Raw genomic sequence first — 11,562 nt, 5'->3', positions numbered from 1 at the left:
GCGGATGTTGCTGACACCGACCGAATATGAACGCCTCACGCTCTTTACCGCTGCGCAACTGGCGCGCCGTCATCGTGACAAGGGCCTCAAGCTCAATCATCCGGAAGCGGTCGCGATCATCGCGGACGAGATACTGGAAGGCGCGCGCGAAGGCCGCAGCGTGGCGGACCTGATTGCCTACGGCTCGACGCTGCTGAACGAAGACGATGTGCTGCCGGGTGTCGCCGACCTGCTGCCGATGCTGCAGGTCGAAGGATCGTTCCCCGACGGCACGAAGCTCGTCACGGTGCATCAACCCATTCGCGCGGGCACCCAGCCACCGGCCGCCGACACCCTCGTGCCGGGCGAACTGCTGGCCGCCGATGGCGATATCGAACTGAATGCCGGCCGCGAGAAGGCCGTGCTGACCGCGACGAACACCGGCGACCGGCCGATCCAGGTCGGCAGTCATTTTCACTTCTTCGAAGTGAATCGTGCGCTGCGCTTCGATCGCGCGGCCGCGTTCGGCATGCGGCTCGACATTCCCGCGGGCACCGCGGTGCGCTTCGAACCCGGCGACAACAAGGAAGTCACGCTGGTTGCCTTCGGCGGCTCGCGCGAAATATTCGGCCTCAATGGCCTGACCGACGGCGCCGTGGGCGAAGCGGGCTTGCGTGAAGCCGCGATCGGCCGCGCGGCTGCGCGCGGCTTCAAGGGAGCGTGAATGGTCACGATGACACGCAAGGCCTACGCCGAGATGTTCGGTCCGACAACGGGCGACGCCGTGCGTCTCGGCGATACCTCGCTCCTCGCCGAGATCGAGCACGACTTCGCGGTGCCCGGCGATGAATGCCTGCACGGCGGCGGCAAGACCCTGCGCGACGGCATGGGCCTGAAAGCGGGGCATGACAGCGCTGACGGCGCGCTCGACATGCTGATCTGCAACGCGACGATCATCGATCCGGTGCTCGGGGTGATCAAGGGCGATATCGGCATCAAGGAAGGGCGCATTGTCGCCATTGGCAAGGCCGGCAATCCGCAGGTCATGGACGGCGTGCACCCGAAGCTCGTGTGCGGCGTGGCGACAACTGTCAAGGATGCCGAAGGATTGATCGCGACGCCGGGCGGCATAGATGTGCATGTGCATTTCGATTCGGCCCAGCTATGCGAGCACGCGCTGGCATCGGGATTGACCACGCTGATCGGCGGATCGCTTGGGCCTATCACCGTGGGCATCGACTGCGGCGGGGCGTGGAACGTCGGGCGCATGATGCAGGCCTCCGAGCACTGGCCGATCAACTTCGGCTTCCTGGGACGCGGCAATTCGAGCAAGCCGGGCTCGCTCGTCGACCAGCTGCGCGGCGGTTGCCTGGGGCTCAAGATTCACGAGGACTGGGGTGCGATGCCGGCTGTCATCGACACCTGTCTCACCGTGGCCGATGAATACGACTTCCAGGTCCAGCTGCACTCGGACACGCTCAACGAATCGGGCTTTCTCGAAGATACCATCGCGGCCATGAAGGACCGCACCATCCACATGTATCACACCGAAGGCGCGGGGGGCGGTCACGCGCCGGACATCATCGCGGTGGCGGGACGCATGAACTGCCTGCCGTCGTCCACCAATCCGACCAACCCGTACACCATCAACACATTCGATGAACATCTCGACATGATCATGGTGTGCCATCACCTGAACCCGGCGGTGCCGGAAGACGTCGCGTTCGCCGAGTCGCGGGTGCGCGCGCAGACCATCTCCGCCGAGGACGTGCTGCACGACCTGGGCGCGATCTCGATGCTCGGCTCGGACAGCCAGGGCATGGGGCGCATCAATGAAGTGATCTGCCGGACCTGGCAGCTTGCATCGAAGATGAAGGACCAGCGCGGGCGTCTGTCCACCGAGCGCACGGCGCGGGGCGACAACGAGCGCATCAAGCGGTATATCGCGAAGTACACGATCAACGCGGCGCGCACGTTCGGCATCGCCGATACGGTCGGCTCGCTCGAAGACGGCAAGCTCGCTGACATCGTGCTGTGGCGTCCGGCGTTCTTCGGCATCAAGCCGGAGGTCGTGATCAAGGGCGGGTTTATCGCGTGGGGCGCGATGGGCGATTCGGCGGCCTCGCTGATGACCTGCGAACCGCTCGCCATGCGTCCGCAATGGGGTGCCTTCGGCCGGGCGCCGTCTTCGCTGGCGGTCAATTTCGTCAGTCCGCTCGCGCTTGATGCGGGCGCTGCCGGCAAGCTCGGGCTTGCGCGCCAACTGGTCGGCGCCCATGGCACGCGGAAGCTCACGAAGCGCGACATGCTGCACAACGACGCCTGCCCGAACCTCACGGTCAATCCGCAGACGTTCGACGTGATGATCGACGGGCAGATCATTCGATGCGACCCGGCGCACGAAGTGCCGCTGTCACGGCGCTACATGTTGCGCTGAAGGACCAGGGAGACATTTGATGCCAGGTGAAATGGAAGTTTTCGGAATTGAGCAAACCACGCTGCCTGCGGGACGGGCGGCGAGGGTGGGTATCGGCGGTCCGGTGGGCTCCGGCAAGACGCGCTTGCTCGAACAATTGATCCCGCGTTTCGCGGCGCGCGGTATCGACCTTGCTGTAATCACCAACGACCTCGTGACGCACGAGGACGCCGAGCGCGTGCGTCGCAGCGGCCTGATCGATCCGGCGCGCGTGCTCGCGGTCGAGACCGGTGCGTGTCCGCATACCGCGATCCGCGAGGATCCGACGCTTAACCTGCAGGCCGCCGATGAACTCGACGCGCAGTTTGCCGGCCTGCAACTCGTGCTGATCGAATCGGGCGGCGACAACCTCGCGTCGTCGTTCTCGCTCGACCTGGTGGACTACTGGATCTTCGTGATCGATGTCGCCGCCGGCGACGATATCCCCCGCAAGCGCGGTCTCGGCGTCGTGTCGTGCGACCTGCTCGTGATCAACAAGTTCGACCTCGCGCCGTATGTGGGTGTCGACCTCGATCGCATGGTGAAGGAGGCGCTTGAGGTGCGGGGCCAGCGCGCGGTATCGCTCACGAACTGCGCGACCGGCGTGGGCGTGGATGCGGTCGTCGATGCGATCGTGGCGAACGTGCTCTTCGATGCGACTTGAAGCGCCGCCGGCCGCGCTCGGCCACGCTCGCCCGCAACTCGACCTGTGCTTTTCGCGCGCGCCGTCAGGGACGACGTATCTGTCGCGGCAGCGCGCGGGGTACCCCTTTCACGTGGGACGGCTGCTTACGGACGAGGGCGGCGCGCGCGTGATCGTGCAGTCGTCCTCAGGCGGCCTGTTCGAGGACGACGACGTTCACCAGCATCTCGTGGCTGCCCCCGGTGCGCATGCCCGGGTGGAAACGGCGGCGGCGACCATCGTTCATAGCATGACGCGGGGCCACGCGATTTCGCGCGTCGGTATCGACGTGCACGACGGCGCGCGTCTCGACTGGTTGCCGCATCCGTCGATCCTCTTTCCGGGGGCGAGACTGGTCAGTCATATCGATGTGAACCTGCATCCGGGTGCGCGCATCCTGGTGGCCGACTGCTACACATCGCACGATCCGGGCGGTGGCACGCGTGCGTTCGGTTCGCTCGATGCCGCAGTGTCCGTGCGCAACGGCGCGGGTCGCCTGCTTGCGCGCGACCGGTTTTTTCTCGATGGCGCGTCCGACCGGCCCCTTGGCGGCGTGCGCCAGGTCTTTACCGCGCACGGTGGCCTGATGGTGCTGACCTTCGACAAAGCCGAGGCCGCCGCCGTCGCCGATGCGCTGGAACGCGCCACGCAAGACGCGTTCTACGCGGGCGCGGGCCTGCTGCCCAATCATTGCGGCGCGTTCGCGCGCATCCTCGCGATCGACAGCCAGTCGTTGCGCGCAACGCTGGCGCGCGCGATCGATGCGGCGCGCCACGTGTTGCCGTCCTGACGCCATGTCCGCCCGCATTCAACTCAAGGAGCGTCCATGACCCGACCTCACCTGGCGTCCGCTACCGAACCGCTCGACGCATGGCGGCTTTCGCGCGAGCCGTGGTATTGCCCCGTGCATCGGGAAACCGAGTGGTTCACGGCGGCTTATCACGCCCGGCTGCCGATCATGCTGAAAGGGCCGACCGGCTGCGGCAAGACGCGGCTCGTGGAATACATGGCGTGGCAACTCGGGCGTCCGCTCGTCACGATTGCGTGCCACGAGGACATGACCGCGGGCGATCTGGTAGGACGCTATCTGCTCGACGGCAACGGGACTTACTGGCAGGACGGTCCGCTCACGCAAGCCGTGCGGCACGGTGCGATCTGTTATCTGGATGAAGTCGTCGAAGCGCGTACGGATACTACCGTGGTCATCCATCCGCTGACCGATTCGCGTCGCATCCTGCCCATCGATAAATGCGGCGAAGTGATTGCGGCGCATCCCGACTTTGCCCTCGTGATTTCGTTTAATCCGCACTACCAGCATGTATCGAAGGACCTGAAGCCCTCCACGCGGCAACGCTTTGTCGCCATCGACATGCACTGGCCGGAAGCGGACGTGGAGGCCGGGATCGTGGCGCACGAAACGGGCGTGAGCGTGGACGTCGCCCGGCAACTCGTGACGCTCGCCAGCCGCACGCGCGCGCTCGATGACGCTTCGCTGCCCGAAGGCGCCTCCACGCGCATGCTGATCTACGCCGCGACGCTGATCGCGGGCGGGATGGACGCGGCGTCGGCATGCCGTATCGGCGTGATCCAGCCGCTGACCGACGACCCGGACCTGAGCGCCGCGCTGATCGCGGTGGCAGCCGGCATAGTCGGCTAGGTGACGGCGATGGCACTCGCCGAACCAGGCTCTGTGAATGCCGCGACGCGCGTGCTGGGCTTCTACCTCAAGGCGGCCTGGAACGTCGCGGCGCAGGTTCAGCCATTGATGGCCGCGCGGGAAGATGGCGAGCTGCGCGCGGATCGCCCGGTGCTGACCGATGCGGTCCTGTTTCTGCCCGACGCCCATCTTGCGTGCGATGGCGGGGTCGACGAACGGCGCTTCTATCTTGCCAGTGCCGCCCACGCGGCCGCTCACCTGACGTGGTCCACCGTGCGTTACGAGCGCGGCAAGCTCCGGCCGCTCCAGGTGGCGCTGGTCGGTGCGATCGAGGACGCGCGGGTCGAGCGGCTGGCTATACAGCGCTATCCCGGGCTGCGCAACTGGTGGCTGCCGTTTCACCAGACCGGCCCGGGCAGCGTGAAGACGGCGACGGCGCTGATGGCGCGTCTGTCGCGCGCCTTGCTCGATCCGCTCTATGCCGACGATGACGGCTGGGTGAACAAAGGCCGCACGCTATTCGACGGCGCGTTCCGCGACACGAATGGTTTGGACCCCTTGATATCGCGCGAACTCGGCAATCTGCTTGGCAACGATCTGGGCCAGATGCGCGTGCAGTTCAATGCGAAGACCTATGCGCCGGAAGCACCGTATCGCGACGACAACAGCCTCGTCTGGCACGCGGAGCCGACGCCGATTGCGCCTGCCCCCGACGATGCACCGGCTGAGCGCAATGCGTCGATGCAGGCATCGCGGGACCTGCGCAACCTGCAGGCCGACGATGCCACGCCGCCCCAAAAGGTCGCCGATAGCCCCGGTGAAGTTCACGCGTCGGGACCGGATGGGCGCGACGACGAGACGCCGTTCACTGTCGTGTCGGTCGCGCGGTATCGCGAATGGGACTACGTGATCCGGCGCTATCGGGCGAACTGGTGCCGCGTCGAGATGCGGCGCGCCGAGCCACCCGATGCGACGATCGTCGCGCCGCAGCCGGATGACGCCGCCGGGCGCCGCGTGCGCGCGATGTTGCGGGCGGCACGGCATCGCGTGGTGGCGGGGAGGACGCGTGCGCACGAAGGAGACGTGCTCGATCTCGATGCCTGCATCGCAGGCCGCGTCGATGCGCGACGTGGCGCAGCCGACGACTTCAAGGCGTTTGTCACCCGGCGAATGCGCCCGGAGAGCGGGCCGCTGGCGGTGCTGCTCGACCTGTCAGCATCGTCGGGAACGGCGGGGCGCATGCAGGGCGCACTGGCATCGAGTTGCGTGCTCGGACGCGCGCTCGCCGCGAGCGAGCGCCGCTTCGCGCTGTACGGCTTCCATTCCGATGGCCGTGAGCGCGTGCTGATTCACCTCTTCAAGGATTTCGACGATGCCTGGAATCCCGCCATCGAACAGCGATTGATGCGCGCGACACCCGGCCTCTCGACGCGTTTTGGCGCAGCGCTCCGGCATATGGGCGAGCAACTCCGGCCGCAGATGACGACAGGCTTACCGGCCTCGGTATGTGTGGTGTCGGATGGCGTGCCCTATGACATCGACAGCTTCGACCCCCGCTATCTGCGCGATGACATGCGCCGCGCGATCGGCGAACTGGCAGAGCAGGGGATTCGCTGCGCGTGCCTGTCGCCCGATGTTGCCTCGCTCGATGTGGCGGCCGCCATGTTCGGCCGCAATCGCCTCGCGTTGCTGACCGAACCCGCCGGACTCGCAAACGCACTCAGACGCGTGACGTGATCACGCGTTGACCGTACGCTTCCTGTACATGAACACGAAGCGCGCGGGGGTATCGCCGATAGTCGGCCACGCGCGTTCCAGCCGGTACCGCGACGTCATGAATTCGATAACCGCGCGGGCCGCTGCCGGCGACAACGCCGGCTTCCACATCCAGATATCGTCAGTGCGATCGAGCGCAAGTTCCTCGAACAGCGCGCTGTCCGGATCGCTGGCCGCGCCGATCACCCAGTCTTCCATGCGGGCGCCGAATTCCTTGATATAGCTGAAGCACTCGAACTTGATCTGCTGCACGCTGTAGTTCATCGTCGTCTCCTGCGGCTAGCCTGGCAACGGCATCAGGCGTGCGGGCGACGCGCCGCTTGCCGTGCGCGAGCGCCATTGATCGAAAAGCGTGGCGCCCGCGCGCTTCTCTTCAACCGACATATCGGTCAGCACATTTTCAAGTGCATTGAGTGCGGTGCCGACACCGTGCTGCGCGGCAAGCGACAGCCACGCGAACGCCTGCACCCGGTCGCGTTCCACACCGCGTCCGGTCGCGTAACTGAAACCCAATCGCGCCTGCGAAGGGTAATGCCCTTGCTCCGCCGCCCGCCGGTACCAGCTCGCCGCAGCGGCATCGTCCTGGGCCACGCCGCGCCCCTTTGTATAGAGGCCCGCGAGATTCGCCTGCGCGAAGGGGTCCCCGTTCTCGGCCGCAATCGTGATCCAGCGCACGCCCTCGACCTCGTTCCGCAAGGCCTCATGCGCCGACAACATCATCGCGCCGAGATTGGTTTGCGCCTGCGTATGGCCCTGGATCGCGGCCCTTTTGTACCACTCGATCGCCCGCGGCAGATCGGCCGGGACGCCTTCGCCGTTCGCGTACAACGCGGCGAGCCACGCTTGCGCGTGTTGATCGCCGTCGTGAGCAAGGGCCTCGAATAACACGAAGGCTTCGTTGAAGCGGCCCTTCGTGTAGTGCGTCACGGCATCGGCCAGACTGGCTTCCTTGACAGGGTTCATAGGTCGTCTCCATTAAAGGTAAGGTCCATGCGATGAGCGATGCGCGCGTCCAGCAGGGTCTCGAACCAGCGGCGCGAATCGGATTCATCGGCTTGGGAACAGGGCGGGATGCAGGCGTGCAGCAGGCGGTCGTGCCACAGAGGCAGCGAATCGGTGCCATATACGCTGAGGCGGCACACCGTACGCTGCAACGCGATAGGTTGAAGCACGACAACACACGTACTCCCCGCATGCGTGAGGACGATCAGGTTAGGGAAGAACCACGATGCGTTGACCGTACCGTCGACGCGATGAAAGGACGCGCATCGATCCGTGTCGCCCGGCGCGATCTTTCCTGCCGCGATACGTTGGCCGACGTGCTTCCAGTTGCCCTCGATTTCCAGCCACGCGTGACCCTGCCGGGACGGCGCATGATGAGAAAAGGCCGGGGCGGAGGTCGCCTGGAATGCGCTGCCGGCCGGGTCCAGATGAACGAACAGCAAGGCCCCCGCCACGGCGGTCCGTACCCCGAGGAGACGCTCGGGCCGCAGCCCGAGATACTGGTGCATCTGCGCACTGGGCTGGCTGGCGGCGTCCGCCAGCAAGGGCGGACGATCGCGGCTGTGTCCGCATGACGTGAACGAACATGACGTCTTCGCGCCCTGCCTGCACTGCAAGGGTACGACGCGGCAGCCGCCGTGCTGCGCGAGATTAAAGCGTCCCGCGAGGCGGCCGCTGGCGAGGCGCTGAACATGCACGGCGTGATCGCCGGCGGTGAAGGGCAACAAGTCGCCCGCGCCGGCAATATCCTCGTCGACACCGATGCAAAGCCATTCGCGGGTCCAGATCGTTTCATCCTCGATCCGGGCGAACGCCAGCGAATGGTAGGCATCGGCGTGCATTCGTGGGGCAACGATTGCACTCATGGCGGGTCTCCCGGAAGATCAGCTCGTTGTGACGACGGCCGGCGATTCATAATCCGCGCGTCCCCGATGCTTGATCGCGCTGTCCGGTGCGGCGGGCAGCGGACCATCGGCGCTGAAGCGGTCGAGTACGTTTTGGGTGAGCCGCGAAATGTTGTTGTCGCAGTTGTTCCAGGGCAGCGACCCGCAATACGCGATCGAGCTGAACGCAAAGCAGCCGCCGCCGTTCGGGGTCTCATGGAAGGTGATGTCGGCGCGCACACGTGGATGCACCGTGCCGTCGAGACCTTGCTGGTTGAAGCCGAAGTCTTCCATGACGAGCAGGTACGCTTCAGTGTGCCGTCCGGCCGAAGTCGCAACCGTCAGGATATGCGGCGGCGAGCCGAGCATGGTATCGACAATATCCAGTTCCAGTCCCGCCGCACCGCCGCCGACCAGACCGAAGTTGCCGAGCTTTTCGTCATACTCGATACCTTCGAACGCCCAGCCGACGCGATCGTCCAGACTCTCGGGCGTGCGCGAAAAATAGCTGGAGATATCGAACCCTTCCGATGACATGCCGGTGCCCGCGACCGAATGGAGATAGCGTCCCCGATAGCGCCACATCCCGCCGAGCTCGCCCGTGCCCTGATGGTAGTACTCGCCCGGATCCGCGCGCCATGTGCGTATGCCCGACTCGCAGCGGCGCATTTCCGTGACGACGCCACGACCGACGTCCTCGTAGGCGGGGTGATACGAATGGACCCAGTACCAGCCGTCCGCGCCCATGTACATGATCCGGCCGCCGCGCTGCGTGTAGTCGTGCAACGCGTCGAGTTGCGCGCCGGAATTGTGCTCGGGGTGGGAACCCGTGATGATGACGTTGTAGTCCTCGAGCCGCGCGAGTCCGTCGTAGGTCAGGTCTTCGTCGGTGAAGACGTCGTACTCGTAACCGAGCGTCTCGAGCCAGTACACCAGATGCAGGTCGGCCGGATATTGCCAGGGCGCCTGGGCGAGGAAGTGGTCGTACTTGGGCCGGATGCTCAGGATCGGACGCAACCGCGTGGAGAGGCAGATGCCGCTGCCGTCGGTGTGGGTATCGTAGATCGATCCGCCATATTCGCGATGCTCGGAGAGGAACATGTTCTGCTGTTGCATGATCGGCACGCGGTACACGAACAGCTCCGCCCCGCCCGCGTTGCAGGCCACGTGTTCATTCGCGTACGCCATGTAGCTGATGGTCGGCACCATCACCGCGATCTTCGACTTCTTCGCGCCGAGCTTCGGCACGATCCAGAAGGGGATGTAATCCTCGTCGCCTTCGGACGTGGTCAGTTTCGCCGCGTAGAAGCGGCTTTTGATGTCCTCCGGCACGGTCCATTCGAAGCTGACATCCCAGCGTGCGTTGTCGAGATCGTCGTCGTGAAAGTGGATCGCGCCATACTCCTTTTGCGCATGCTTCCAGTCGAAGTTGCGACCGGCCCAGTTGTAGCCGGTGAGCGCGCGGGTCGGACAATTCACGAGGGATGCATTGAACTTGTAGGGACCCTGATCGCGGCAAACGATTGTGTCGATGCCATCCGAGAAATCCCACGCAGCGACAATGCATTCCGAAAGCGGTCCGGTCGGGCCGGAATTGCGGCGCTCGGTGAGACCCGGCTGAACGCCTGCCTTCATGGTCTCGATCTCGGCACGCGTGAGCGCGCGATTGCACAGGCGCGGGCTGTCGATCTTGCCGTTGTAATGGCCGCCGATCAACACGCCTTGCGGTAGCGACGAGCGGCCGATAGGGCCGCTTTCCAGGCCTTTGACATAGCCCGCAATGACGAGCGGGTAGTCGGCATGCGCAATGGCATCGGCGAATTGTGCTTCGACCGGCGCAATCACCGGATCAAGCGCATAGACGATCTGCGGTTCGTGATACAGCATGACCGCACCGGTCTTTGCGTCGAATGTGGCGGCGAGAAAGTGCCAGGCGTGATCGCGCAGGCGCGCACCGGTCGTGAAGGTCCTGCCGTTGATGCGCAACTCCGCGCAGCCTTGCTCGTTGATGAACAGGCCGTAGCCCGCATCGTCGGACCATTTGGTGATGAGCCCCTGCGCGCCATGCTTCCAGTAGCGCGCGTCGGTGCAAGGTGTTGTCGGCCAGATCCAGCATTGCAGCGTAAAGCTCTCGACCCGCAGTTGCGGCGCGTCTTCCACATAGGCGTAAGAGCCGCCGTAGACCGCTTGCGCACGGCCATCGTAGGTGGCTTCGCAGTCCGCCATGACGGCTTTTTCAACAAAGCCCGGGCCTCGCGGGTTGGTGTCGCCGTTGATCATTTGCACGATCGACGCGCGATACTGCGCCGGGCCGTCACAGTTGACATAGAACTTGATCGTGTCGCCCGGATGCACGCTGAATTTGTCCGCGTAGCCGGTGAGTCGCATCGCACACATGGTAATTGGCTCCTGCCTTCATGCCGCTCATTGAGCGGTGGTCGTAGGGATACAGCATTGAAAGGGACGTTGCTATGCGCGCGAATCAGGTCACCGGCCAGTTGTCGTCGCGGCGCTTGTAGCCCTGCGTATAGTGTTCCGGCATGCCGTCGGTCTCGGGCATCTCGTCCAGGCGCATCAGGAAGATCGCGTGCTGGATGTCCTGTTCGCTCGCGTATACATCGTCTGTGGCGAACACGGGCGGGACGCCGCGAATGCCTGACAGGCGGCCGATGCGCCATTCGGCATCGACCTTCGTGCAGATGATCACCAGTTTGTTTTTCGGCGATGCCCCGCGCATGCGCAGCAGCACGCGCCTGAGATCGGCGTGTTCGTGCGTGCCGCCGGTGACGACGGTGGTGTCGCCGGGCGTGCCGCACTTGAGGACCGAAAAGCCCGCCACGCCATGCATGGACTCGGTGCATTCCTTGTGAAGCGCGATCAGCCGATCGCGTTCCGGCGTTCCTTTCTTCGGAATCGGTATCATGGGTTCATCCTCTTCAAGAAATTTGGAAGGATTACGAATTATTAATGTCGGAGCGCCAATGCAAGCCGATCGGTCCGGCATCCGCTTTACCAGACCGAACCGACGTGTGGCACGCGTCAAAACGCAAAAAGCCCGATCGCCAGGAACACTGGCAAATCGGGCTTTTTGGCCGTTACCGTCCGAGACGTCTTTGTCTCGTTCGGT

General features: G+C 64.8%; 11 protein-coding genes. 6 read left to right on the top strand and 5 right to left on the bottom strand.

All coding sequences use genetic code 11. The features are described from left to right. The first annotated feature begins 4 nt into the window (after positions 1-4). Genes ureB through ACSQ8V_RS27975 form a run of 6 tightly spaced genes read left to right on the top strand, consistent with a single transcriptional unit; the run spans position 5 to position 6,510 of the window. The gene (ureB, locus tag ACSQ8V_RS28000; protein WP_436207858.1) at positions 5-703 is read left to right on the top strand and encodes an urease subunit beta; all 699 of its coding nucleotides are present in this window, start codon (positions 5-7) and stop codon (positions 701-703) included. A gap of 9 nt (positions 704-712) precedes the next feature. Beyond that, positions 713-2,416 (top strand): urease subunit alpha, encoded by a 1,704-nt coding sequence (gene ureC, locus ACSQ8V_RS27995; RefSeq protein WP_436208021.1) that lies wholly within the window; start codon positions 713-715, stop codon positions 2,414-2,416. A gap of 19 nt (positions 2,417-2,435) precedes the next feature. Beyond that, positions 2,436-3,098, top strand: a complete 663-nt coding sequence (gene ureG, locus ACSQ8V_RS27990) for an urease accessory protein UreG (protein ID WP_436207857.1) — start codon at positions 2,436-2,438, stop codon at positions 3,096-3,098. After that, a complete protein-coding gene (locus tag ACSQ8V_RS27985; RefSeq protein WP_436207856.1) occupies positions 3,088-3,906 on the top strand; it encodes an urease accessory protein UreD in 819 nt (272 codons plus the stop codon). The genes ureG and ACSQ8V_RS27985 overlap by 11 nt, the downstream gene beginning before the upstream one ends. Positions 3,907-3,942: 36 nt before the next feature. Beyond that, the gene (locus ACSQ8V_RS27980; RefSeq protein WP_436207855.1) at positions 3,943-4,773 is read left to right on the top strand and encodes a CbbQ/NirQ/NorQ/GpvN family protein; all 831 of its coding nucleotides are present in this window, start codon (positions 3,943-3,945) and stop codon (positions 4,771-4,773) included. Between the two features lie 9 nt (positions 4,774-4,782). After that, positions 4,783-6,510: a nitric oxide reductase activation protein NorD gene (locus ACSQ8V_RS27975; protein ID WP_436207854.1), complete on the top strand. Its 1,728-nt coding sequence runs from the start codon at positions 4,783-4,785 to the stop codon at positions 6,508-6,510. Here ACSQ8V_RS27975 and ACSQ8V_RS27970 read toward each other — a convergent pair whose 3' ends face one another. The 5 genes from ACSQ8V_RS27970 to ACSQ8V_RS27950 all read right to left on the bottom strand — a co-directional run bounded on the left by ACSQ8V_RS27970 (position 6,511) and on the right by ACSQ8V_RS27950 (position 11,358). After that, the gene (locus tag ACSQ8V_RS27970; protein ID WP_436207853.1) at positions 6,511-6,813 is read right to left on the bottom strand and encodes a hypothetical protein; all 303 of its coding nucleotides are present in this window, start codon (positions 6,811-6,813) and stop codon (positions 6,511-6,513) included. Positions 6,814-6,828: 15 nt separating this feature from the next. Further along, the gene (locus ACSQ8V_RS27965; RefSeq protein WP_436207852.1) at positions 6,829-7,512 is read right to left on the bottom strand and encodes a tetratricopeptide repeat protein; all 684 of its coding nucleotides are present in this window, start codon (positions 7,510-7,512) and stop codon (positions 6,829-6,831) included. Then, positions 7,509-8,417: a hypothetical protein gene (locus ACSQ8V_RS27960; RefSeq protein WP_436207851.1), complete on the bottom strand. Its 909-nt coding sequence runs from the start codon at positions 8,415-8,417 to the stop codon at positions 7,509-7,511. The genes ACSQ8V_RS27965 and ACSQ8V_RS27960 overlap by 4 nt, the downstream gene beginning before the upstream one ends. A gap of 18 nt (positions 8,418-8,435) precedes the next feature. Beyond that, positions 8,436-10,832: a N,N-dimethylformamidase beta subunit family domain-containing protein gene (locus ACSQ8V_RS27955; protein WP_436184788.1), complete on the bottom strand. Its 2,397-nt coding sequence runs from the start codon at positions 10,830-10,832 to the stop codon at positions 8,436-8,438. Positions 10,833-10,917: 85 nt separating this feature from the next. Then, complete coding sequence (locus tag ACSQ8V_RS27950; RefSeq protein WP_213764184.1) at positions 10,918-11,358, bottom strand: hypothetical protein; 441 nt, start codon at positions 11,356-11,358, stop codon at positions 10,918-10,920. Positions 11,359-11,562: the final 204 nt, after the last annotated feature.

The sequence above is a fragment of the Caballeronia sp. LjRoot31 genome (genome assembly GCF_964253885.1).
In the GTDB taxonomy this organism is placed as follows: Bacteria; Pseudomonadota; Gammaproteobacteria; order Burkholderiales; family Burkholderiaceae; genus Caballeronia.
This window is presented reverse-complemented; position numbering and strand designations above follow the sequence as displayed.

What these genes read in the sequence shown, in the direction of transcription:
- ureB (WP_436207858.1), top strand. Translation starts at nt 5, where the DNA reads ATGTTGCTGACACCGACCGAATATGAACGCCTCACGCTCTTTACCGCT.
- ureC (WP_436208021.1), top strand. Translation starts at nt 713, where the DNA reads ATGACACGCAAGGCCTACGCCGAGATGTTCGGTCCGACAACGGGCGAC.
- ureG (WP_436207857.1), top strand. Translation starts at nt 2,436, where the DNA reads ATGCCAGGTGAAATGGAAGTTTTCGGAATTGAGCAAACCACGCTGCCT.
- ACSQ8V_RS27985 (WP_436207856.1), top strand. Translation starts at nt 3,088, where the DNA reads ATGCGACTTGAAGCGCCGCCGGCCGCGCTCGGCCACGCTCGCCCGCAA.
- ACSQ8V_RS27980 (WP_436207855.1), top strand. Translation starts at nt 3,943, where the DNA reads ATGACCCGACCTCACCTGGCGTCCGCTACCGAACCGCTCGACGCATGG.
- ACSQ8V_RS27975 (WP_436207854.1), top strand. Translation starts at nt 4,783, where the DNA reads ATGGCACTCGCCGAACCAGGCTCTGTGAATGCCGCGACGCGCGTGCTG.
- ACSQ8V_RS27970 (WP_436207853.1), bottom strand. Translation starts at nt 6,813, where the DNA reads ATGAACTACAGCGTGCAGCAGATCAAGTTCGAGTGCTTCAGCTATATC.
- ACSQ8V_RS27965 (WP_436207852.1), bottom strand. Translation starts at nt 7,512, where the DNA reads ATGAACCCTGTCAAGGAAGCCAGTCTGGCCGATGCCGTGACGCACTAC.
- ACSQ8V_RS27960 (WP_436207851.1), bottom strand. Translation starts at nt 8,417, where the DNA reads ATGAGTGCAATCGTTGCCCCACGAATGCACGCCGATGCCTACCATTCG.
- ACSQ8V_RS27955 (WP_436184788.1), bottom strand. Translation starts at nt 10,832, where the DNA reads ATGTGTGCGATGCGACTCACCGGCTACGCGGACAAATTCAGCGTGCAT.
- ACSQ8V_RS27950 (WP_213764184.1), bottom strand. Translation starts at nt 11,358, where the DNA reads ATGATACCGATTCCGAAGAAAGGAACGCCGGAACGCGATCGGCTGATC.